At 64.2% G+C, this 22,114-nt stretch carries 24 protein-coding genes, 1 other RNA gene and 1 pseudogene; 16 read left to right on the top strand and 10 right to left on the bottom strand.

Annotation, left to right across the window (positions count from 1 at the left end; genetic code table 11):
* Window positions 1–28 precede the first annotated feature (28 nt).
* The 4 genes from ACG873_RS22590 (at window position 29) to ACG873_RS22575 (ending at window position 4,281) form a co-directional block, all read left to right on the top strand.
* On the top strand, window positions 29–1,069 hold the full coding sequence (locus ACG873_RS22590; RefSeq protein ID WP_394887779.1) for a zinc-dependent alcohol dehydrogenase family protein: 1,041 nt from the start codon (window positions 29–31) through the stop codon (window positions 1,067–1,069).
* Between the two features lie 74 nt (window positions 1,070–1,143).
* The gene (locus tag ACG873_RS22585) at window positions 1,144–2,082 is read left to right on the top strand and encodes a bifunctional helix-turn-helix transcriptional regulator/GNAT family N-acetyltransferase (protein WP_394887778.1); all 939 of its coding nucleotides are present in this window, start codon (window positions 1,144–1,146) and stop codon (window positions 2,080–2,082) included.
* A gap of 81 nt (window positions 2,083–2,163) precedes the next feature.
* Window positions 2,164–3,414, top strand: a complete 1,251-nt coding sequence (gene ispG / locus ACG873_RS22580; protein WP_394887777.1) for a flavodoxin-dependent (E)-4-hydroxy-3-methylbut-2-enyl-diphosphate synthase — start codon at window positions 2,164–2,166, stop codon at window positions 3,412–3,414.
* Window positions 3,415–3,417: 3 nt separating this feature from the next.
* Window positions 3,418–4,281: a lytic transglycosylase domain-containing protein gene (locus tag ACG873_RS22575; RefSeq protein ID WP_394887776.1), complete on the top strand. Its 864-nt coding sequence runs from the start codon at window positions 3,418–3,420 to the stop codon at window positions 4,279–4,281.
* Between the two features lie 24 nt (window positions 4,282–4,305).
* Here ACG873_RS22575 and ACG873_RS22570 read toward each other — a convergent pair whose 3' ends face one another.
* Window positions 4,306–6,642: a response regulator gene (locus tag ACG873_RS22570; RefSeq protein WP_394887774.1), complete on the bottom strand. Its 2,337-nt coding sequence runs from the start codon at window positions 6,640–6,642 to the stop codon at window positions 4,306–4,308.
* Window positions 6,643–6,778: 136 nt separating this feature from the next.
* Window positions 6,779–7,714: a polyprenyl synthetase family protein gene (locus tag ACG873_RS22565; RefSeq protein WP_394887772.1), complete on the bottom strand. Its 936-nt coding sequence runs from the start codon at window positions 7,712–7,714 to the stop codon at window positions 6,779–6,781.
* Window positions 7,715–7,882: 168 nt separating this feature from the next.
* Between ACG873_RS22565 and mtgA the strand changes: the two genes are divergently transcribed.
* The 6 genes from mtgA (at window position 7,883) to ACG873_RS22535 (ending at window position 11,861) form a co-directional block, all read left to right on the top strand.
* A complete protein-coding gene (gene mtgA, locus ACG873_RS22560; protein WP_394893655.1) occupies window positions 7,883–8,590 on the top strand; it encodes a monofunctional biosynthetic peptidoglycan transglycosylase in 708 nt (235 codons plus the stop codon).
* Between the two features lie 189 nt (window positions 8,591–8,779).
* Complete coding sequence (rpmF, locus tag ACG873_RS22555; protein WP_008834724.1) at window positions 8,780–8,962, top strand: 50S ribosomal protein L32; 183 nt, start codon at window positions 8,780–8,782, stop codon at window positions 8,960–8,962.
* A 254-nt stretch (window positions 8,963–9,216) separates the two neighbouring features.
* Window positions 9,217–9,372, top strand: a non-coding RNA gene (gene ssrS / locus ACG873_RS22550) — 6S RNA.
* 118 nt (window positions 9,373–9,490) lie between these two features.
* Window positions 9,491–10,084 (top strand): 5-formyltetrahydrofolate cyclo-ligase, encoded by a 594-nt coding sequence (locus ACG873_RS22545; protein WP_394893653.1) that lies wholly within the window; start codon window positions 9,491–9,493, stop codon window positions 10,082–10,084.
* The gene (locus ACG873_RS22540) at window positions 10,081–10,905 is read left to right on the top strand and encodes a TIGR00282 family metallophosphoesterase (RefSeq protein WP_394887764.1); all 825 of its coding nucleotides are present in this window, start codon (window positions 10,081–10,083) and stop codon (window positions 10,903–10,905) included. The genes ACG873_RS22545 and ACG873_RS22540 overlap by 4 nt, the downstream gene beginning before the upstream one ends.
* Before the next feature lie 188 nt (window positions 10,906–11,093).
* Window positions 11,094–11,861, top strand: a complete 768-nt coding sequence (locus tag ACG873_RS22535; RefSeq protein WP_394887762.1) for a TerC family protein — start codon at window positions 11,094–11,096, stop codon at window positions 11,859–11,861.
* A 42-nt stretch (window positions 11,862–11,903) separates the two neighbouring features.
* Here ACG873_RS22535 and ACG873_RS22530 read toward each other — a convergent pair whose 3' ends face one another.
* From ACG873_RS22530 to ACG873_RS22520, 3 genes are read right to left on the bottom strand one after another with little or no spacing between them, the layout of a single operon-like run.
* Window positions 11,904–12,368 (bottom strand): SRPBCC family protein, encoded by a 465-nt coding sequence (locus tag ACG873_RS22530; RefSeq protein WP_394887761.1) that lies wholly within the window; start codon window positions 12,366–12,368, stop codon window positions 11,904–11,906.
* A gap of 25 nt (window positions 12,369–12,393) precedes the next feature.
* A complete protein-coding gene (locus tag ACG873_RS22525) occupies window positions 12,394–12,756 on the bottom strand; it encodes a VOC family protein (RefSeq protein ID WP_394887759.1) in 363 nt (120 codons plus the stop codon).
* Window positions 12,757–12,770: 14 nt separating this feature from the next.
* Complete coding sequence (locus ACG873_RS22520) at window positions 12,771–13,256, bottom strand: SRPBCC domain-containing protein (RefSeq protein WP_394887757.1); 486 nt, start codon at window positions 13,254–13,256, stop codon at window positions 12,771–12,773.
* A gap of 52 nt (window positions 13,257–13,308) precedes the next feature.
* Here ACG873_RS22520 and ACG873_RS22515 point away from each other — a divergent pair, with 52 nt between their 5' ends.
* Window positions 13,309–13,632: an ArsR/SmtB family transcription factor gene (locus tag ACG873_RS22515; RefSeq protein WP_394887755.1), complete on the top strand. Its 324-nt coding sequence runs from the start codon at window positions 13,309–13,311 to the stop codon at window positions 13,630–13,632.
* A gap of 6 nt (window positions 13,633–13,638) precedes the next feature.
* Here ACG873_RS22515 and ACG873_RS22510 read toward each other — a convergent pair whose 3' ends face one another.
* Entirely contained in the window at window positions 13,639–13,980 is a 342-nt protein-coding gene (locus ACG873_RS22510; protein ID WP_394887753.1) for a winged helix-turn-helix transcriptional regulator, read from the bottom strand.
* Between the two features lie 134 nt (window positions 13,981–14,114).
* Here ACG873_RS22510 and ACG873_RS22505 point away from each other — a divergent pair, with 134 nt between their 5' ends.
* The gene (locus ACG873_RS22505; RefSeq protein ID WP_394887751.1) at window positions 14,115–14,822 is read left to right on the top strand and encodes a glutathione S-transferase family protein; all 708 of its coding nucleotides are present in this window, start codon (window positions 14,115–14,117) and stop codon (window positions 14,820–14,822) included.
* Window positions 14,823–15,462: 640 nt separating this feature from the next.
* Here ACG873_RS22505 and ACG873_RS22500 read toward each other — a convergent pair.
* Window positions 15,463–16,272, bottom strand: coding sequence for an MBL fold metallo-hydrolase (locus ACG873_RS22500; protein ID WP_394887749.1), 810 nt, complete (start codon window positions 16,270–16,272; stop codon window positions 15,463–15,465).
* Window positions 16,273–16,458: 186 nt separating this feature from the next.
* On the opposite strand from ACG873_RS22500, the gene ACG873_RS22495 reads away from it, so the two are divergent.
* A complete protein-coding gene (locus tag ACG873_RS22495; RefSeq protein ID WP_394887747.1) occupies window positions 16,459–17,208 on the top strand; it encodes a YebC/PmpR family DNA-binding transcriptional regulator in 750 nt (249 codons plus the stop codon).
* A gap of 163 nt (window positions 17,209–17,371) precedes the next feature.
* Window positions 17,372–17,674, top strand: coding sequence for a SelT/SelW/SelH family protein (locus ACG873_RS22490; protein ID WP_394887745.1), 303 nt, complete (start codon window positions 17,372–17,374; stop codon window positions 17,672–17,674).
* On the opposite strand, the pseudogene ACG873_RS22485 reads toward ACG873_RS22490, so the two are convergent.
* The 3 genes and pseudogenes from ACG873_RS22485 to rpmE form a co-directional block, all read right to left on the bottom strand.
* A pseudogene (locus ACG873_RS22485) lies at window positions 17,675–18,116 on the bottom strand (GNAT family N-acetyltransferase).
* 72 nt (window positions 18,117–18,188) lie between these two features.
* Window positions 18,189–18,668 carry a DUF1772 domain-containing protein gene (locus tag ACG873_RS22480; RefSeq protein WP_394887743.1) on the bottom strand — a complete coding sequence of 160 codons (480 nt, stop codon included), beginning with the start codon at window positions 18,666–18,668 and terminating at the stop codon, window positions 18,189–18,191.
* 215 nt (window positions 18,669–18,883) lie between these two features.
* Entirely contained in the window at window positions 18,884–19,105 is a 222-nt protein-coding gene (rpmE, locus tag ACG873_RS22475) for a 50S ribosomal protein L31 (RefSeq protein WP_165021526.1), read from the bottom strand.
* 192 nt (window positions 19,106–19,297) lie between these two features.
* On the opposite strand from rpmE, the gene ACG873_RS22470 reads away from it, so the two are divergent.
* Both ACG873_RS22470 and ACG873_RS22465 read left to right on the top strand, forming a co-directional pair.
* Window positions 19,298–21,103, top strand: coding sequence for an ABC transporter transmembrane domain-containing protein (locus ACG873_RS22470; RefSeq protein ID WP_394887741.1), 1,806 nt, complete (start codon window positions 19,298–19,300; stop codon window positions 21,101–21,103).
* Between the two features lie 129 nt (window positions 21,104–21,232).
* Entirely contained in the window at window positions 21,233–22,114 is an 882-nt protein-coding gene (locus tag ACG873_RS22465; RefSeq protein WP_394893652.1) for an MBL fold metallo-hydrolase, read from the top strand.

Raw genomic sequence — 22,114 nt, 5'->3', positions numbered from 1 at the left:
TGGAGGCAGTTCAGAGCCTGGAGTTCCCATGAAAGCCGTCGTCTTCGAACAGTTCGGCACGCCGCCAAGTCTGCAGAACGTCGCCGATCCCACGCCATCGCCCGACGGCGTGGTGGTCAAGGTCGAGGCGACGGGGCTCTGCCGCAGCGATTGGCACGGCTGGATGGGACACGACCCCGACATCACGCTGCCGCATGTGCCGGGCCACGAGCTCGCTGGCACGGTCCAGGCGATCGGCGGCCGCGTCAGGAACTGGAAGATCGGCGACCGCGTCACGGTGCCGTTCGTGGCCGGCTGCGACCATTGCTTCGAGTGCAATTCGGGCAACCATCAAGTCTGCGAGCACCAGTTCCAGCCCGGCTTCAGCGCCTGGGGTTCGTTCGCCGAATATGTCGCGCTCGACTTCGCCGACACCAATCTGGTCCGGCTGCCGGAGGAACTGGATTTCGCAACGGCCGCGGCGCTCGGCTGCCGCTTCGTCACCTCGTTCCGCGCCGTAGTCGACCAGGGCCGGACGAGACCCGGCGAATGGGTCGCGGTGCATGGCTGCGGCGGCGTCGGCCTGTCCGCCATCATGATCGCCACTGCGATGGGCGCCAATGTCGTAGCCGTCGACCTGACCGACGAAAAACTCGAATTCGCCAGGCAGATGGGCGCTGTCGCCACCGTCAACGCATCACAGACCGAAAACGTCGTTCGCGCGGTCAAGCAGATCACCAAGGGCGGCGCGCATGTTTCGATCGACGCGCTCGGCCATCCTGTGACCTGCTTCAATTCGATCTCCAACCTGCGCCGCCGCGGCCGGCATGTGCAGGTCGGGCTGATGCTCGGCGACCATGCCAAGGCGCAGGTGCCGATGAGCAAAATCATCGCCTTCGAGCTCGAAATCCTCGGCAGCCACGGCATGCAGGCATTCCGCTACGGCGCGATGATGGAGATGATCGCGACCGGCAAGCTTTCGCCGCAGAAACTCGTCGGCAGAAAAATCAGCCTCGCCGAAGCGCCGGCTGCCCTCATGGCCATGGACAGATTTGGAGGTCTCGGCATCAGCGTCGTCACGAGTTTTTGACGATTGGCGCTACAACGCAATTACTTGACTCAGTCAACTGTTTGCGTGACATTGGTCGGAGCAGGGAGGCTCCGATGACTGTTTCGAGCGCATCATCCAAAGAGCAGATAGCGGCGGTGCGGGCGTTCAACAGGTTCTACACGCGCCAGATCGGCCTGCTGGAGGAGCGGCTCCACAGGAGCGCCTTCTCGCTGACCGAGGCGCGGGTGCTTTACGAACTCGCCCACCGCAGCGGCTTGACGGCAACCGATCTCGGCCGCGACCTGGGGCTGGACGCCGGCTATCTCAGCCGCATCCTCAAGAAATTCGAAAGCCGCGGGCTTGTGGCAAAGGCGCCGTCGCCGGCAGATGCGCGGCAGTCCGTGCTGTCGATCACCGAGGCCGGCCGCGAAGCGTTCGAGCCGCTGGAGCGGGCGTCGCGGGAAGAAGTTGCCGGCTTGCTCGGCCGGCTTTCCGCCGACCGCCGCGAAGCCGTCGTCGCGGCCATGCAACGGGTGCAGGGCCTGCTCGGCCAAAATCCGGAGCCGAAGAAGGCATCCTATCTGCTGCGGCCGCTCCAGGTCGGCGACATCGGCTGGATTATCCATCGGCAAGGCGTCCTCTATGCCCAGGAATATGGCTGGGACGAGAGCTACGAGGCGCTGGTGGCGGAAATTCTCGCCGGCTTCGTCAAGTCGTTCGATCCGAAGCATGAGAACGCCTGGATCGCGGAGCGCGAAGGGGAGGTGGTCGGCTCCGTCTTTCTCGTGCGCAAGTCCGCCGAGGTGGCGAAGCTGCGCCTGCTCTTCGTCGAGCCTTCGGCGCGGGGGCTCGGCATCGGGCGCAGGCTGGTCGACGAATGCGTCGGCTTCGCCCGCGAAAAGGGCTACAAGACCTTGACGCTGTGGACCAACGACGTGCTCGTCTCGGCGCGCCGCATCTATCAGTCGGCGGGTTTCGAATTGGTCGAGGAGGAGCGCCATCATTCCTTCGGCAAGGATCTCGTCGGCCAGACCTGGGACCTTGCGCTCTGACCGGCGAACCACTTCGCCATTGACATAACGAGCGCCGTCCTCCACCTCATGGCGGAATTTTTCGCTGAAGAGGCCGCCCGCATGACCGGGTATTTTTCCGCCCCCTTTGCCCGCCGCAGATCGGTCGGCGTCAATGTCGGCGGCGTGATGGTCGGCGGCGGCGCGCCGGTCGTCGTGCAGTCGATGACCAACACCGACACCGCCGATGTCGACCAGACGGTTCGCCAGGTCGCGGCGCTCGCCAAGGCCGGCTCCGAGATCGTGCGCATCACCGTCGATCGCGACGAGGCCGCCGCCGCAGTGCCCGGCATTCGCGAGCGGCTGGACCGGCTCGGCATCAACGTGCCGCTGGTCGGCGACTTCCACTATATCGGCCACCGGCTGCTTGCCGATCATCCCGAATGCGCCGAGGCACTGGCGAAGTACCGCATCAATCCGGGCAATGTCGGCTTCAAGGAAAAGAAGGACAAGCAATTCGGCGCCATCGTCGAAATGGCGATCCGTTACGGCAAGCCCGTGCGCATCGGTGTCAACTGGGGCTCGCTCGACGCCGACCTCCTGACCCGGCTGATGGACGAGAACCAGAAGAAGGGCTCGCCGCTAACGGCTCAGGAAGTGACCCGCGAAGCGATCGTGCAGTCGGCGCTGCTTTCCGCGCACGCGGCCGAGGAGATCGGCCTTGCCCGCGACAAGATCATCCTGTCGGCGAAAGTCAGCCAGGTTCAGGATCTGATCGCCGTCTACACCGAACTGGCGACGCGCTCCGACCACGCGCTGCATCTCGGCCTGACCGAGGCGGGCATGGGCTCCAAGGGCATCGTCGCCTCCTCGGCGGCCATGGGCATATTGCTGCAGCAGGGCATCGGCGACACGATCCGCATTTCGCTGACCCCCGAGCCCAACGGCGACCGCACCCGCGAGGTGCAGGTGGCGCAGGAATTGCTGCAGACCATGGGCTTCCGCCAGTTCGTGCCGATCGTGGCGGCTTGCCCCGGCTGCGGCCGCACTACCTCGACCGTGTTCCAGGAACTGGCGCAGAACATCCAGGCGGACCTGCGCAAGAACATGCCTCTCTGGCGCGAGAAATATCCGGGCGTCGAGCAGTTGAAAGTTGCGGTGATGGGCTGCATCGTCAACGGGCCGGGCGAGTCGAAACATGCCGATATAGGCATCTCGCTGCCCGGCACAGGCGAGACGCCGACCGCCCCGGTATTCATCGACGGCCGCAAGGCCGCGACGCTGCGCGGGCCCGACATAGCGGAAGAGTTCGAAAAAATGGTCGCCAACTATATCGAGCAGCGCTTCGGGCGCGGCAAGGCGGCTGCGGAGTAGCCGATGCGGGCCGCGCGGCGAAAGCTGTGTTTCGCCTGCGCAGTACTCCTTGCGACTGGCGCTCCGGCCCATGCCGAACCTTCATCGGCGCTTGGATCGCCGCCAGTTACGATCGATCGGGTTTGCGACCTGATCGAAACCCATGCTGAGCGCAACGGCCTGCCGAAGGATTTCTTCGCGCGGCTGATCTGGAAGGAGAGCCGCTTCGATCCCAACGCGGTCAGCCCGGCGGGCGCCGAGGGCATCGCGCAGTTCATGCCGGGCACGGCTGCGCTGCGCGGCCTCGACGACAGCTTCGACATCGAAAAGGCGATACCCGCCTCGGCGCGGTACCTCGGCGAACTGAAATCCGGCTTTGGAAATCTCGGGCTCGCGGCGGCCGCCTACAATGCCGGCGAGAATCGCGTCTCGCGCTGGCTGATCTCGGGCGGTTTCCTGCCGATCGAGACCGAAGACTACGTTTTAGACATCATGGGCGAGTTTGTGGACAAATTTACCGACACGAATTACGCCGGAACCGTTCAACCCATTGATCCAAAAACGTCTTTTCGCGATGCGTGCCGCCGCCTGCCGGTGATTCAATCCACTATGGTCGCCATGGCGACCGTCAACATCAAGCCGTGGGGCGTCCAGGTGGCAGGGAATTTCCGCCGTTCAGCCGCTATAAAGCAATGGCAGCGCCTGAAAGGCCGGTTTTCGGCGCTGCTCGCCGAGTACGAACCTGTCGTCAGCCGCGTACGTACGCCAATCGGCCGCCGCGGCATCTATGCGGTCAGGATCGGCGTCGAAAACCGCGCCAATGCCGACATCATCTGCCAGCAGTTGCGCGGCGCCGGCGGGTCCTGCGTGGTGGTGCGGAACCGGTAGGGCCGGGCCGGCAAGCTGCTGAAACTATGCTGTTTTCGCCAGCGCGGTCTCGCTGAGCCATGTGCCGATCTTGGCGCCCAGGCGGTCGGGCGAGACCGGCTTCGGGATATAATCGTCCATGCCGGCATCGAGGCATTTTTCGCGGTCGCCCTTAAGCGCGTGCGCGGTGACGCCGATGATCGGGATGTGCGCGCCGGTGGAAGCCTCGAACTCGCGAATCGCCTGCGCGGCCTCGTAGCCGTTCATTTCCGGCATGGAGACGTCCATCAGGATCAGCCTGGGGTGCAGCGAACGATGCATCTCCACAGCGGTGCGGCCGTTGGCGGCGATGCGGTAGGAGAGGCCGAGGCCGGAGAGTATCTGGCCGAACACCATCTGGTTCACCTCATTGTCCTCGGCCACCAGAACATCGAGCGGCGCATTGCCGCTGACGACGGCATCGCGCTCGGAACCGGATGCCTGAGCGCCGCGCAGCGTGGTGAAGGCCGACGCGACAGCGTTCTGCAGCTGTTGTACCGGCTCGCGGACGAAGTGCGCCTTGCCGACCTGGGTGCGGGCACGCTGGATCACGGCGATCACCGTGCCAAGAAGCATGGCCGAGCGGGCGGGCTTGGTCAGATGCGCGGCGATGCCGTATTCGACGACCAGTCGACCGAAATCGATCTGGTCGACCGAGGTCAGGATGACCACCGGAATGGCGGAAAGCAGGGCGTCCGAGCTGATCGCCTTGGCCACGTCGGCGCCGCTCATGCCGGGCATCTGGTAGTCGAGTATGACGCAGTCGACGGCCGCGCCGAGCTGGCAGGCGCGATCGAGGAAGGCCAGGCCGACGGCCCCGCTTTCGGCGGCCGCGCAGTCGAAGCCCCAGCTCCGGAGCTGTTCCAGCAGGATCTCGCGGTTGACGGCGTTGTCGTCGATGACCAGCACGCGGGCGCCGGTGACATCGACGGGGACGATCTCGTTCCTGGCGCCGGCTTCGTGGACGGGCAGCGGCACGGCGAACCAGAAGACCGAACCGCGGCCGACCTCGCTTTCGATGCCGATCGTTCCGCCCATCAGGTCGACCAGCCTGGCTGCGATCGCCAGGCCAAGCCCGGTGCCTTCGTGGCGGCGTGTCGACGAGCCGTCGACCTGCGCGAATTTCTCGAACACGGTCTGGAGCTTGTCGGCCGGAATGCCGATGCCGGTATCCTCGACGCGCACCTTGAGCTGGACTGTTTCGCCGGCGACTTCGCCCGAGACGTCGATCAGGACGTGGCCCCTTTCGGTGAATTTCACCGCATTCCCCAGCATGTTGGTGACGATCTGGCGGAAGCGGCCGACATCGCCGATCAGATGGCTGGGCAGGCGCGGATCGACGCGGACGATGAGTTCGAGATTCTTTTCGGCGACGCGGGCCGAAATCAGCGTGGCCACGTCCTCGACCGCCTCGGACAGACGGAACGGCGCGGGATCGAGCGTCAACTGGCCGGCATTGATCTTCGAGAAGTCGAGGATGTCGTTGATGATGGTGATCAGCGCGTTGCCGGATTTGACGATGACGTCGGTGAACGTCTTCTGGCGCGGCGTAAGCTCGGTCTTGGCCAGGAGTTCGGCCATGCCGAGCACTCCGTTCATCGGCGTGCGGATCTCATGGCTCATATTGGCCAGGAATTCGGATTTCGCGCGGTCGGCCGCCTCGGCCTTGGACAGCGATTCCGAAGATTCGGTGAAAGCCCGGCGGATAGCTTTTTCCATCGGGCGGAAGATCCAGATGGCAACGACGGCGAGCACCGCGAGCAACGCCGCGCTCGCCCAGAGCAGCAAGCTGTTGCCGCGCGTTTCGACAAGCTCGTGTTCGGCGTCCAGTGCAGCGCCCGCCCGTATCAGCGACGGCTGGGCAAAAAGCTTGTTCTGGTTGTCGATCTCGCGATAGGCGGCTTCGTCGGGGACCTGCGCCGCGGCCAGCACGCCCAGATTGCGGACGACATCGCGGGCCGACCAGAACAGGTCGCCATTGACGGAGGCGGAATCGAGTTCGTCCGCTGTTCGCCTGGACAGGCGCGACCTGACACTCGACACGGCCGCCGTCAGCGCCTCTATGCTGGAATTCAGGCGCTCGGCATGGCCGCGGGCCGCCGATTTGAGCGCATCGCGTGTCTCGGCGCGCCATGCAGTGGTGGTGGTCTCGGCGAAATTGGTGGCGTTGCGCAGATCGCGGCCCAGCAGGACCATCTGCTCGTTGATTACGTCTATGTCGTGCCGGAAGGCGTTGACGCCGTTCAGCGCGTACATGATCGCACCGGAGGTGAGAGCGAAGGCCAGCAGCCCGGAAAGGTAGCGAACCCGGACCAGCCGGATAAACGAGGAATAGTTCGGCAACGCACTCTCCGGACAATACGCACACTTTTACCGATCCGGATTACGCATTATTTCCATTAAAGAAACGTTCAGGCATAAGAGGTTAGCGAAAAGTTGCGCGGGACGTGCCCAAGCAACGCCCGGCCGGAAGGCCCGATCAGCTGCGCCGCTCGGCTATGAAGTTCGCCGCCGACTTCAACACTGCGGCGCGTTCGCCATAGGGTTCGAGCATCGAATGGGCTTGCTCGACCAGGCCGGAAAGCTGGCGGCGGGCCCAATCCACGCCATGCAAAGCGACCAGCGTCGCCTTGCCCGCGGCCTGGTCCTTGCCGGTCGCCTTGCCCATGGTTTCGGCGTTGGCGGTGACGTCGAGCAGATCGTCGGCAAGCTGAAACGCCAGCCCGATGGCCGAGCCGAATTCGGCCAGGCGCTCGCGGTCGGCCGGCGGCGCGCCGGCAACGATTGCGCCCGCCTCGCAGGCATAGCGGATCAGCGCGCCGGTCTTCATCGCCTGAAGCCGGATGATGCCGGTCTCGTCCGGGAGCAGGCGTTCGGCCTGAAGGTCCAGCGCCTGTCCGCCGACCATGCCGCCGACGCCTGCCGCGCGGGCAAGGCCGAGAACAAGGTCAAGCCGCGTTTCAGCCGAAAGCAAGCCGTCGAGCGGCTCGCCGGACGGGCCGCTTGCGATGAGATCGAAAGCCAGGGTGAGCAGTCCGTCGCCGGCGAGAATGGCGGTCGCCTCGTCGAACGCCTTGTGGACCGTCGGCTGGCCGCGGCGGAGGTCGTCGTCGTCCATGGCGGGCAGGTCGTCGTGGATCAGCGAGTAACAGTGAACGCATTCAAGTGCCGTGGCCACCGTCAGCGCTGCATGCTGGGATGCGTCGAACAAGGCTGCGCTTTCGAGGACCAGGAAAGGCCGCAGCCGCTTGCCGCCATTGAGCACGCCATGGCGCATCGCCGCCATCAGGCCCGCCGGCCGGACGATCTCGCCGGTGAGGGCGCGGTCGTCCAGCAAGTTGCGCAAAAACGCCTCGACGGCATCGGCGCGCGCCGCAAGAACAGCTTCGAACGGAAAATCGGCTGGAATCGTCATGATCCGACCGTTTACGGCAATCGCGGACCCGGTCAAGCGCCCGCAATCGTGCTCCGCGGCTGTTCAGACATTGCGCGGGAGGGCAAGCACCATTATGCCGGATTGAAAGAGAGGCAGAGGCAGGGCTTGGACGAACCGATACTCGATCTCGAGACCGAGGGGCTGGCGATGGCGCCGAAGCGGAAGGGAAGATCGCGCGCCGCCGCAGGGTCGTGGCTTCGTCGCATCGTGGCGGCCGCGGTCGTGCTTGCGTTGCTGCCGGTCGTGCTGACGCTCCTCTACTTCCCGCCCTTCGTGCACCCGGTTTCGACGCTGATGTTGAAGGACCTGGCGACGTTTACAGGCTACGACCGCCGCTGGGTTCCGCTGGACGAGATCGCGCCGGTGCTCGCCCATTCGGTCATCATGTCGGAGGACGGACAGTTTTGCGGGCATTACGGGATCGACCTCGGCGAACTGAAGGTGGTGCTCGACGGTGCGCTGGCGGGCGAAGCCACGCGCGGCGCCTCCACCATCCCGATGCAGACCGTGAAGAACCTCTTTCTCTGGAACGGGCGCTCGGTGGTTAGGAAGGCGCTCGAACTGCCGCTTGCGGTGTATTTCGACGCCGTGCTGCCCAAGCGGCGGATCATAGAAATCTATCTGAACATCGCCGAGTGGGGCCCGAACGTTTATGGGATCGAGGCCGGGGCGCAGCACCATTTCGGCGTATCGGCGAGCGAGCTTACGGCGCGTCAGGCGGCGCTGATGGCGGCTGCGCTGCCCAATCCGGCCGCCCGCGACCCGGCCAGACCGGGTCCGGGGCTGAAGCGGCTGGCCAACACGATCCAGCGGCGGGCGGCGAAGTCCGGCGGCTACGTCCGCTGCCTCCAATAAAGCCTGCCCTGGGCGGCCGGTCGCGGATTGCGGGCATAGCGCCGCACGCGGCAAAAAATTTCGTGGCGGTGCTGGTCAATCGCGACATTGCCGTGTATAGGCTCGCCGACTTTCTCAGATTCCGGCCCGGATCGCACGGCTCTTCAACGAGAGCATGCCCGAGCCTTTACCGATAGATGGAGCAATTCCATGGCTGTGCCAAAACGAAAAACTTCGCCGTCCAAGCGCGGCATGCGCCGTTCGGCCGATGCGCTGAAGGCCCCGACCTATGTCGAGGACAAGAATTCCGGCGAAATGCGCCGCCCGCACCATATCGACCTGAAGACCGGCATGTATCGCGGCCGTCAGGTTTTGACGCCGAAGGAAAGCTGAACGCTTAACGGCGTTTCATGTCTCGACGGACAAGGACCGGCCATGCGCCGGTCTTTTTCGTTTTTGGCATCGGCTCTCCCCCTTGAGGAGAGGGGCGATCCGTGGAGCGGATAGGGGCGGGGTCGCTGCGCCTGCGCTCCGGAACCTTCCCTTCGACGCACGAGGCAGAGCCGGTGGATTAAATTTTCCTCGACGCGCCGGAAACCCTGATCATTCTCTGGTATGTGGCCGCAAGACACTCTATATTTGTCAACGGCGGTCTGCGCCTCGCGGCAGGAGAGACATTTCCCCGGGGCCTTATTGATCCCTAGGGAGCTGTCCCTGGGAAGACCCGTGGGTTTTCTCATACGGCGCCCACCTACTTTGTAGGTTCCCGGGATCGACTTCTCCACCGGTTGTGTGGATCGCCGCTTTTCCGACATCGCCGTTTCGAATGACCGCTGCACCGCGCATCAAGCTCGCTGGCCGTTGCGGCAACGGCCGGTTTTGTGCCAAGGACGACGAAACAGGTAGTTGAACCCCGTCCTTATGAAGCAATCCAACCACATGAAGAAGGCCCTGCGCATGGAAGCGCTGGCGCGGCGCGATGCGCTCGACCCGGTCTGGCGCATCGAGGCTTCGCTGGGCATGGCCGAACATGTCGCCGGGCGGATAGAGGTGGAGCCGGGCGCGGTGGTTTCGGGCTTCTGGCCGATGCGCTCGGAAGTGGATGTGCGCCCGCTGATGTTTGCGCTCGCCGACAAGGGCGCGCGGCTCTGCCTGCCCGCCATCATCGACCGGACCACCATCGTCTTTCGCGATCTGGTGCGAGGCGCCGAGCTGATCGACACCGGCTTCGGCACTTGCGGCCCGGCAGCCGACGCCGCGATACTCGAGCCGGAACTGATGCTGGTGCCGCTCGCCGCCTTCGACGCGCGTGGCCACCGCATCGGCTATGGCGCCGGCTATTACGACCGCGCCATAGAGCGGCTGCACGACCTCGGCAGGAGCCCCCGGCTGATCGGCATCGCCTTCGACTGCCAGGAGGTCGGGCTGGTGCCTGACGAGCCGCACGATATCGTCATCCCCGAAATCCTGACCGAGAGCGGATTGCGCCGCTTCGGCGCGCAGGTGAACTCATGAGACTTCTTTTCCTCGGCGACATGGTCGGAAAATCTGGACGCACGGCGGTGTGGGAAAAACTGCCGGGGCTGATTGCCGACTTCCGGCTCGACTTTGTCATCGTCAACGGCGAGAACGCCGCTGGCGGCTTCGGCATCACCGAGGAGATCTTTCAGGAGACGCTTCGTGCCGGCGCCGACGTCGTGACCACCGGCAACCATGTCTGGGACCAGCGCGAGGCGCTGATGTTTGCCGGGCGCGAGGAAAGATTCCTGCGGCCGGCCAACTATCCCAAGGGCACGCCGGGCCGTGGCTCCGGCCTCTTCGTCGCCAGGAACGGCGCGCGCGTGCTGGTCTCAAACATTATGGGCCGGGTGTTCATGCACCCCGAACTCGACGATCCGTTCCAGGCCGGCGAGCGTGAACTCGCCGCCTGCCCGCTCGGCGAACAGGCCGACGCCGTGGTGATCGACTTCCACGCCGAGGCGACTTCGGAAAAGATGTGCTTCGCGCATTTCGTCGATGGCCGCGCCAGCTTCGTTGTCGGCACGCACACCCACCAGCCGACCGCCGACCACCAGATCCTCAACGGCGGCACCGCCTACATCACCGACGCCGGCATGTGCGGCGATTACGATTCCTCGCTCGGCATGGACAAGGAGGAGCCGCTGAACCGGTTCCTGTCCAAGGTGCCGAAGGGCCGTTTCGAGGCGGCGACCGGCCCGGCGACGATCTGCGGCGTGGGGGTGGACATTTCCGACCGCACCGGGCTGGCTGAGAAGATCGCGCCGCTGAGGATCGGGCCGCGGCTGGAGGAGACGGCGCCGGCCTTCTGGGGCTGATGGATTTCGGGGCGGGCCAGAAGGCTCGCATCGCCCAACGGCGCGACATGTTGCCCCCGACCGAGGCGAGGGGAGAGGGCTTCTAACCCAACATCATGCGTACTCATACCGCACGGTAAAGTTGACCTTTCGCGCAGCCGCCCCTAACTCTGCCTGATCCTTTATCCATTTTGACGAGCAAGCCCCCGATGATCGAATTCCTCGCGCCGCATTTCGATTGGCTCAGCGATCCGACGGCCTGGGTGGCGCTGGCCACGCTCGTCATCCTCGAGATCGTGCTCGGCATCGACAATCTCATCTTCATCGCCATCCTGACCAACAAGCTGCCTGTCGAGCAGCAGTCCAGGGCGCGGCGGCTCGGCATCGGCGCGGCGCTTGTCATGCGCCTCGTGCTGCTCGCCACGATCTCGATCATCGTGCGGCTGACGGATCCGGTGTTCACCGCCTTCGGCCATGGCTTCTCGTGGCGCGACCTCATCCTCATCGCCGGCGGCCTGTTCCTGGTCTGGAAGGCAACCAAGGAAATCCACCACACGGTCGATCCGGTGGACCACAAGGAAGACATGGTCGGCCACACGGTCACCATGACCATGGGCGCGGCTATCTTCCAGATCCTGCTGCTCGATCTCGTCTTCTCGATCGATTCGATCATCACCGCCGTCGGCATGACCGACGAGATCGCGATCATGTACATCGCGGTCATCACCGCCGTGACGGTGATGCTGCTCGCCGCCGATCCGCTGTCGAGGTTCATCGCCAAGAACCCGACCATCATCATGCTGGCGCTGGGCTTCCTCCTGATGATCGGTATGACGCTGATCGCCGACGGCATGGGCTTCCATGTGCCGAAGGGCTACATCTACGCCGCCATGGGCTTCTCGGCGCTGGTCGAAGGGTTGAATATGCTGGCGCGCCGCAGGAGGGGCGGAACCGGAAAGACAATCGATCCGCACTGATATTCAAAAGGAACGGCACAGAGCGGCGGCCATTCCTTTGCGTCATGTCGGCACGCCCTTCGGATGGCGGTCGCCGATCAGGCCGAGCGTCAGGCCCTGTTCCAGCCAGACCTTGGCGCCGGCGAGCACGAGGGTGAAGCCTTCCGTCGAGGCGATCGCCTCGTTCATTTGCTGGTCTGCATCGCCGGAAAAACCGGAGTTGCGGATGCTGACGAAAGTCGCTTCATCGATCATCGGCGTAAACGTCCAGACGATGGTGCTCGGCGGATCATTCCATTCGACCTCGATCCGCTCATTCTTGACGATTTCGCGAACCTTGACCGGCGCCGAGACGCCGTACATGCGCCATTCCCAGGTTATCTCGCGGACCTCGTCGAGCCGGCCGCTGCCGTGGGTGAACCAGAACTTCGACGTGATTTCGGGATCGACGAACGCCTCGAAGACGTCCGCCGGCGGTCGCCTGATCAGCATTTCGGCGACAGCGGCCGGTGCTTCATGGATTTCCATGTCGTTTCCTTCCTGATTGTGACCGTCACCACGCGTCGGGTTCGCGCACCAAATGCACGATGTTGGCAGGGTTGACGATCCAGCCGCCCCTAAAACCCTCGCCCAGCGCCTCGATCGCATCGCAGCGAACGACCCCTGCATTGGCGAGATGGTCGGTGGCGGCCGGAAAATCGTCGGTGAAGAGCTCGAGCCAGACTTCCGCCTGGCTCATCATCGGCGCTTCGTCGATCCACAGCCGGTTGGGGCCGAGTTCGAAACCGATCGCCGGCGCCTTGGCGGTGAACGGTTTCAGGCCGATGACGTCGCGGTAGAAGGCTATCGTCGCTTCGTACTGGTGCGGCGGCACCTTCATGGCGATGTTGATGCCGCCCCTGATCTTCGCGGTCATTGCTTCTCTCCCGCTTATTTGCGTTCGCTCGAAGTCGGCAGTTCGCCGCGCATTTCGCTGGGATAGAAACCTTCCCGAAGGTTGATGCCGTATTCGACATAGGCCTTCATGCAGGAGAGCATCTGCGACCAGCCCTCGCAGTTGCCGTAGGACGCCTTCCGGCCGGCGTCGTCCTCACGCCAGCCGGATTCGGCGATGGTGACGAAGGTGCCGCCGTCATCAAGCGGTTCGAAATTCATCTCGATACGGGTCTGGTAGGGCGGCTTGACCTCCGGGCCGCTGCCATCCCAACGCAGCACGATGCGCTTTTCGGCCTCCACCTCGTCGACCTCGACGGGCACCTGCCCCCACCACGTCACGGTCGTGCCGGCGACCAGCGGAGCGCTGGCGCCGCCAAGCGTGGTGAAATAACCGCTGAGCTTGGCCGGATTGACCACGGCGTCGAACACTTCTGCCACCGGCTTGCCGATGCGCCCCGAAACCATGAATCCGATAGACATATCCACAACTCCTCGCTTGTTTCTTCGCCGTATTATGTTATAAAAATATAACATGTCAAGCGAATCGAAAGAGGACGGCGTTTTCAAGGCGCTGGCCAATCACAAGCGTCGGGCGATGCTCGATGCACTGAAGGAGGAGCCGCGCACGACGGGGATGCTGTGCGACGCTTTTCCGGAGATGGACCGGTGCACGGTGATGCAGCATCTGAAAGTGCTGGAAGAGGCGGACCTGATCGTCGTCAGGCGCGAGGGGCGCGAGCGCTGGAACCACCTGAACTCGATGCCGATCAAGGCTATCCACGACCGCTGGATCAGCGAGTATGCGGCGCATGCAATGAGCATACTGGACCGGCTGAAGGCCGACCTGGAAGGCTAGGGTCCTCTATTCCGCGGCCTGCTGAGCGCCGATGCCGTCGGCGTGCTGCTTGCCCCATTCGGCGAGCGGAACCAGCGCGTCGTCGAGCGAGACGCCGAGCGGCGTGGCGGAATATTCGACGCGCGGCGGGACTTCGTGGAACACCTTGCGGTGGACCAGGCCATGCGCCTCCATTTCCCTCAACTGCTGGATCAGCATTTTTTCGCTGATGTCGGGCACGAGCCGCTTCAACTCGCCGAAGCGGCGCGGCTCAGTGCGGACCAGCCACAGGATCAGCGCCTTCCATTTGCCGCCGATGACCGAAAAAGCGGGGCCGAGACCGCAGCTTTCCGCAAGTTTTTTTGCCATGGTTTTCCTCAATACTTACGCCCAGGTAGGTACCTTACTTTATAGTCGGTACTTGCCCACAATCAAGTATTGCATAGGTTTCAGCGACGCCGCGCCGCCAATCCGGACGCGGTTCGCAATCGAAAGGAATAACCATGGAACCTGTGCTCTTCTACGGCGTGCCGCATGGCTGCTCGTTCGGATCGATCGTCGCCCTCGAATGGTTGGGCGAGCCCTACCGGCTGTGCCGCATCGACATGATGTCCAAGCCGGAAGGCGAAGCCTTCGCCCGAGTCAGCCCGCTCGGCGAGACGCCGGCGCTTCTTCTGGAGGATGGCCGCGCGCTCACCGAAAGCTTCGCCATCATGCACAATATCGGCGCGCGCAAACTCGAACGGAAGCTCGGCTTCGCGCAAGGCACGCCGGAATTCGACCGGCTGAACAGCGTGCTCGCCTATCTCCACACCACCTTCCACTCGGCCTTCTCGCCGGGCTGGACGGCCTACAAACTGGCCGAGGGCGATCCGAACCGTCAGGTGCTGCGGTCGCTCGCCCGCGACAAGGCGGCGCGCAGCTACGCGCATCTGCAGGATCTGCTCGACGGTCGGGAGTGGCTGGCCGGCGGCGACGCCAAGAGCCTGGCCGACGCCTATTTCATCGGCATAGCGCGCTGGGGCGAGGATCTCGGCTTGTTCGATCTCCGCAAGGAATATCCGCGCCTGCACCGGCATATGCAGAAGCTGGAGGCCGATCCGGGCGTGATCTTCGCCCATGCCATCGAGGACGAGAACCCGGCCACGAGCAGCGGCGGCTTCCGTGGCCACATCACGCTCGACGAGCTGAACCCGCGGCTTGCGGCGTAAGCGCTTGCGAATCCCTCCCGCCGGAAATGGCAGGAGGGATTCGGCGCTCGCTCGATCTGTCCCTCAGCCCGGCTTCGCCTACATTGCCGCTGACAGCTTCGATCGCGAGAGCGGGGGTACAAATGCTGTTCTTCACCGGCGATACCCATTTTGGCGATTCCAGGGTGCTGCGCATCGACCGCAGGCCGTTCCGCTCTATCGCGGAGCACGACGAGGCGCTGATCGGCTACTGGAATGACACGGTGGGACCCGAGGACGAGGTTTGGCACCTCGGGGATTTCACCAGGGGAAGCGGGAAGAGCCGTGCGGATGTGCTTCTCTCGGTCCTCAACGGACGCAAGCACCTGATCATCGGCAACAATGACGACGAGGCAACGATATCGGCCAGCGGCTGGGCCAGCACCCAGCACTATGCCGAAATGACGGTCGACGGGAAGCTGCTCATCCTTTGCCATTATCCGTTCCGCACGTGGAACCAGATGGGCAAGGGTTCGATCAATCTGCATGGCCATTCGCATGGCAGGCTGAAGCCTGTTCCCCGCCAGCATGATGTTGGCGTCGATGCCTGGGATTTCCGGCCGGTCACGCTCGACACGCTGCTCCGGGGCGGCGGGCACGGATGTCCGCGTAGTGTTCGAGTTCAGACTCCTTCCAGCACGATGATGGTCGGCCGGTCCGGCAGCGTGCGCAGCGATAGCGTCAGCGAACGGCTGTCGCGGAACTCGACGGCAAAGCCTTCGCCGAGCCTGCCCAGGAATTCGCCGATGGGAGTGGAGTGGCGGTGCATGGGCAGCACCACCGACGAATAGAGCCGCTCGGTGATCTCGGTCATGGCGTCGAGCGACAGCGTCATGCCGCCGTCGACCGGCGCCATCACCACGTCGAGCCGGCCGATCGCGCCGTAATGCGCGTCCTCAAGCCGGTGGTGGAGGTGGCCGAGATGGCCGATGCAGAGGCCGGCGACCTCGAAGATGAAGATCGAATTGCCGTCCTTGCCGAGGTCGGCGGGCCCGCGAATGTCGGTCGGGACGCTGCGGATATAGACGTCGTCGACTACGAGCGCGTGCCTTGCCGGGCCGCCGTCCGGGTTCCAGCCGCGCAGCACATATTCGATCCCATCGTCCGGAAAATCGGTGAAATGGGTGCGGTGCGCCTTGTTCATGGTGACTACGCGCGGGAGCGGGTCGGAGCCGTAAACGCCGGAAAAATCGGTGGCGATCCGGACGCCAGCCGGCGTCTCGATGATGTAGGTCGAGTGCCCGGCATAGGTGATGGACACCTCGCCTTCCGAAACCGCCTGGGCGGGGGTGAAATTGGCATAGGTGACGTTCGGGATGGCTTGGGCGATCGCGACGCAGCGGCTCGGCGGCGGGTCGTCCTGAGCGTGAGCCGGCGCGGCAAGCGCGAGGAACGCGGCGAGGCAGGCGGCAAGAAGGCGCAAGGCTGGCATGGCGGTCTCCCCGTGGCGGGCGTCGCGACAGCCTAGCAACTGATCGCGGCATGGCGAGCGCCGCCGGTGCCGGTGCGGGTCACATTTTCGCGAGCGCTGCATCCAAGCTCCGGCTGGACCTTTGCAGGCATTTTATCTATAAGCGCCGCCATTCCAGATAGCCGCATAACGACCAAAAGGGGCTCCATGGCCGGCCATTCACAATTCAAGAACATCATGCACCGCAAGGGTCGTCAGGACGCGGTGCGGTCGAAAATGTTTTCCAAGCTGGCGCGCGAGATCACCGTGGCCGCCAAGCAGGGGCTTCCCGACCCGGCGATGAACCCGCGCCTCAGGCTGGCGGTACAGAACGCCAAGGCCGAATCCATGCCCAAGGACAACATCCAGCGCGCCATCAACAAGGCCGTGGGCGGCGATGCCGACACCTATGAAGAGGTGCGTTACGAGGGTTATGGCCCCGGCGGCGTGGCGGTGATCGTCGAGGTGCTGACCGACAACCGCAACCGCTCGGCGTCGAATGTGCGCGCAGCCTTCACCAAGGCCGGCGGCGCGCTGGGCGAAACCGGCTCGGTGTCGTTCATGTGGGACCGCGTCGGCGAGATTGTCTATCCGGCGAAGGCCGGCAGCGCCGAGAAGGTGATGGACGCGGCGATCGAGGCCGGCGCCGACGATGTGCAGTCGGACGAGGACGGCCACACCATCATCTGCGCCTTCGAAAGTCTCGGTGAGGTGTCGAAGGCGCTGGAAGCGTCGCTCGGCGAGGCAAATTCGGTGAAGGTGATATGGAAGCCGCAGAACAACATCCCGGTCGACGAGGATCGCGCGCAATCGATCCTGAAGCTTGTCGCCACCCTCGAGGATGACGACGACGTGCAGAACGTCTACGCCAATTTCGAGGTCGACGAAGAAACGATGGCCAAGCTCAGCGCGGCGTAGGGCACGCTGTTATTCACGCCATGCCGGCCTGCAAATGATGGCTTTCTGCGCTTCAGGTGCTCACGTACTTGAATCTACGCTCCGCTCCGGTTCTCGAAATCCATCATTTTTCGGCTCGGCCTGACCTGAATTCCAACGCGCCCCTAGCTGGAGGCTCTTCGATATGAATTCTCCCATCATCCGCATCACCTACTGCACGCAATGCATGTGGCTCTTGAGGGCCGGGTGGATGGCGCAGGAACTGCTGTCGACCTTCGGCACGGAACTCGGCGAAGTCGCGCTCGTGCCGGGCACCGGCGGCATCTTCACCATCACATGCGATGAGCACCTGGTCTGGGACCGCAAGCGTGACGGCGGATTTCCCGATGCGGCGGCGCTCAAGCAACTGGTCCGCAATATCATCGATCCGGGCCGCGACCTCGGCCATGCCGATCGCGTCGGCCACAAAGCCAAAGATCCATCCTGACTATTTCCCGAGGGAGAAGCGGTAGACATTAGTCTCCCGCTTCTCAAAACCAAGCTTTCGATAGAGCCTGTTGGCGGCTTCACGCGACGGCCTTGAGGTCAGGTCCACCGTCCTGGCCCCGGCAGCCTGCGCCCGGGCCAGCGCCTCTTGCACAAGGGCAGCCGCAATGCCCTGTCCCCCGATGGCGCTCGTCGACCACCACGTCCTCGATAATTGCGCGTGCTCCGGTTGGAACATGGAAAACGGCAAGCGTCAGCATACCCATCACGGCGTCTCCCGATCTTGCCACCAAAAGCTTCGTCGCCGGAGAGCTGACGATCCTCTGCAGGTCTTCGCTTTGCGGCGCAGTAGCGGACGAGGACAATTGCAGGATAAGGGCGGCGATGGAATCTGCGAGCGTTGGGGCTAACGTAGATACCGCCTCTATCTCGAAATCCGTCATCTGATTTCCCCTGGCGCGGTGTCGAATGCGCAGATTGCAGCGTGCGGTAAACGGGGTTAGCGGACCGCCGATCTACCGCAGCGCCATGATGAAGCAGGCCAGCGCGGCGAGCCCGCTCACCGTGCGCAAATGGTTCCACGCCGTCCATTCGGCGAGGTAGCGGGTCCAAAGCGCCGCGCCCTCCGGCGTGTCGGCGCCGGCTGCCGCGAGCGCGTCGTTCAAGGGCACGTTGAAGACCATCGTGACGGCGATGATGCCAACGAGATAAAGCAGGCCGCCTGCGAGCAGCCAGGCCATGCCGGCATCGCTCCACCGGAACGCGGCGACCACCGCCAGCACTGCCGACAGGATGGCGGTGCCGAAGAACGCCGCGCCGAAGGCCGGGTTGAGGATCGCGACGTTGATCGACTGCATCGCCGCCATGCCCTGTCCAGCCGGCAGGCGGGCGAGCGCCGTCATCATGAAGGCCGAGAACACGAAGAACAGCCCGGCCATCAGCCCGCTGCCGAGCGCTGCGAGGAACGTTAGTGCAAAAAACCAGCCGCCGATCATTTCACGTCTCCCTGCATGCCGGTTGCCGCCAAAGCCGGCAGTGCGCTGCCCGAATTTGGCAGTGTCGCCAAAGCTCAACGTTGGCCTGAATTCTGCAAGCGTCCTCGTATAATGACGGGGAGAAGGGGAAGCCGCAACGAATGGGAGTGGCGCGACCACTGCAACAAAAAACCCGCCACGAGGGCGGGTTTTGTATTCCGATCCGAAAGTTCGGCTTACATGCCGAGGCCTTCGTAGCGCTTCTTGAACTTCGACAGACGGCCGCCGCGGTCGAGCAGCGTCTGCTGGCCGCCGGTCCAGGCCGGATGGGTCGACGGGTCGATGTCGAGGTTCATCGTGTCGCCTTCCTTGCCCCAGGTCGAGCGGGTCGTATATTCGGTGCCGTCGGTCATGACGACCTTGATGTTGTGGTAGTCGGGATGGATGTCGGTCTTCATCGGTCTGTTCCTGGCTGTCGCGGCGCGCTGGGCTTTGCAGCCTGCGGCGATGCGCCTCTTTTCTAAAACTCGAAGCCGCGGCTAATGAGGAGGCACGGCTTCAAAAACGGTCGGCGAGCCTATACATCAGCCGAAATTGAATCACAAGGCCGGGCGGCGCCGTCATATCGACGGTCTGAAGGGAAAAACGCCATGGCGGAAACCGGCAGGAGCGCTGAGGATGCGCGCAGGCGCTCGCTCCGGCCCCTGAAGCGGCTTTTCCCCTACATTCTGCGCTACCGCAAGCTGGTCGTCGGCGCGCTTTTGTCGCTGACGGCCGCCGCGCTGATAACGCTGACCTTGCCGATGGCTGTGCGCCGCATGATCGACCACGGCTTCTCGGGGTCGGATTCCGCATTCATCGCCAATTATTTTTCGATGCTGGTGGTGATTGCCGCGGTCCTCGCGCTGGCCTCGGCCTGCCGCTACTATTTCGTCATCACGCTCGGCGAGCGCGTGGTGGCCGACCTCCGCCGCGACGTGTTTTCCCATGTGACGAAACTGTCGCCGGCTTTTTTCGACACGGCGCAGTCCGGCGAGATTGTCTCGCGGCTGACGGCTGACACGACGCAGATCAAGTCGGCCGTCGGCGCCACCGCCTCGATAGCGTTGCGCAACGTCATCCTCGGCCTCGGCGCGGTCGCCATGATGGTCGTGACCAGCCCGAAACTGTCGAGCCTGGTCATCGCCGCGATCCCGCTGATCGTGCTGCCGCTGGTCGCCTTCGGCCGCTCGGTGCGGCGCAAGTCGCGCGCCGCGCAGGACACGCTGGCCGACGCCACTGCCTATGCCAGCGAGCACATCGGCTCGATGCGCACATTGCAGGCCTTCACAAATGAGCGGCTGGTGACCGGCCTCTTCGGCCAGGCGGTCGAGACGGCGTTCATGGCGGCGCGCTCGTCGGTCTTCGCGCGTTCCTTCCTCACCTTCTTCGCCATCTTCACCATTTTTTCCTCGGTCGTGGCCGTGCTGTGGTTCGGCTCGCGCGACGTGCTTTCCGGCGCGCTGTCGCCGGGCACACTCGGCCAGTTCCTGCTCTATTCGGTGTTTGCCGCCGGCGCGCTCGGCGCGCTTTCGGAAGTGTGGGGGGAACTCAGCCAGGCGGCGGGCGCGGCGGAGCGGCTGACCGAGATACTGGCCGAGGAGCCGGCGATCGTCGCGCCGGCAAACCCGAAACCTTTGCCCTCGCCGGCCACGGGACAAGTCGACTTCCGCGACGTTTCTTTCTCATACCCCGCGCGCCCGGACCTGCCGACGCTGCACGGCTTGAGTTTTTCGGTGAAGAGCGGCGAGACGGTCGCGATCGTCGGACCTTCGGGCGTCGGCAAGAGCACGGTGTTTTCGCTGCTCTTGCGCTTCTACGATCCGCAATATGGACAAATCCTGGTCGACGGCGTCGATGTCCGCGAAGCCGACCCGCGGGAAGTTCGCAACCGCATCGCCATCGTGCCGCAGGACACGACGATCTTTGCCGGGACCGCTCGCGAAAACATCGCTTTCGGCAGGCCGGACGCGACGGACGCCGAGATCGAGCAGGCGGCGCGCGAGGCGCTGGCCGACGAGTTCATCGAGCGGCTGGAGAATGGCTACGACACTCCTGTCGGCGAACGTGGCGTGATGCTGTCGGGCGGCCAGCGCCAGCGCGTCGCGATCGCTCGTGCGATCCTGCGCGACGCACCGATCCTGCTGCTCGACGAGGCGACCTCGGCGCTCGACGCCGAGAGCGAGACGCTGGTGCAGACGGCGCTGGAGCGGCTGATGCGGGACCGCACCACCATCGTCATCGCGCACCGGCTAGCGACCGTGCTGAAGGCCGACCGCATCCTGGTCATGGACGCCGGCCGCATCGTTGAGGAGGGCACGCACAACAGCTTGGTCAAGAAGGGCGGCATCTATGCCCGCCTGGCGAAACTGCAGTTCGAGACCGGCTCCAACGCGTTCCGGGGCGCGGCGGAATAGGCGCAACAGCTCCTTCCACAGCCACCGACGGCTTTGCATCATCCGGTTGCCGGATCGGCAAGCGTCGTGCTTTGATCCGTTCGATGTTGGGCGAGCCTTAAGCGGCCTCGCATACGCAAGGGGGCAATGATGCCGCAGACGCCCGAGGTGGCCGGCTTTTTCGACGATCGGACCTGTTCGATCCAGTATGTCGTCGCCGACCCGTCGACACGAAAATGCGCGATCATCGATCCGGTTCTCGACTTCGACGAGAAGTCCGGCGCGACGGCGACGCGCAACGCCGACCGGCTGCTCGGCCATATTGCACGGGAGCGGCTGGAGCCGGTGTGGATTCTCGACACTCACCCGCATGCCGACCATTTTTCAGCCGCACACTATCTGAAGGTCCGGACCGGAGCGCCGACCGCCATCGGCGAGAGAATCGTCGAGGTGCAGGAGCTCTGGAAGCGCCTGTACAACTGGCCCGAGCTGCCGGCCGACGGCTCGCAATGGGACCGGCTGTTTGCCGACGGCGACGTCTTCAAGATCGGCGAACTCGACGTCGCGGTGCTGTTTTCGCCCGGGCACACGCTGGCTTCCGTCAGCTATATCGCCGGCGATGCAGCGTTTATCCATGACACGTTGTTCATGCCCGACGGCGGCACCGCCCGTGCCGATTTTCCAGGCGGCAGTTCAAGCCGGCTGTGGCGCTCCATCCAGGCGATCCTGGCGCTGCCGGAACACACCCGGCTGTTCACCGGCCACGACTACCAGCCGGGCGGGCGGGGGCCGCGCTGGGAAAGCACGGTCGCCGAGCAGAAGGCGAAGAACATCCACCTGGCGCTATGCCGGACGGAGGCGGAGTTCGTCACGTTCCGCGACTTGCGCGACAGAACGCTGCCGATGCCGCGGCTGATCCTGCATGCGCTGCAGGTCAACATCAACGGCGGCCGGCTGCCCGAACCGGAAGCGGACGGGCGGCGTTATCTGAAATTTCCGCTGGACGCACTCAGCGGCGCTGCCTGGGACTGA

This window comes from Allomesorhizobium aridi (assembly GCF_043769475.1).
Classification (GTDB): domain Bacteria; phylum Pseudomonadota; class Alphaproteobacteria; order Rhizobiales; family Rhizobiaceae; genus Allomesorhizobium.
The sequence above is the reverse complement of the archived record's forward strand: the minus strand, read 5'-3'. Positions and strand labels throughout refer to the sequence as shown.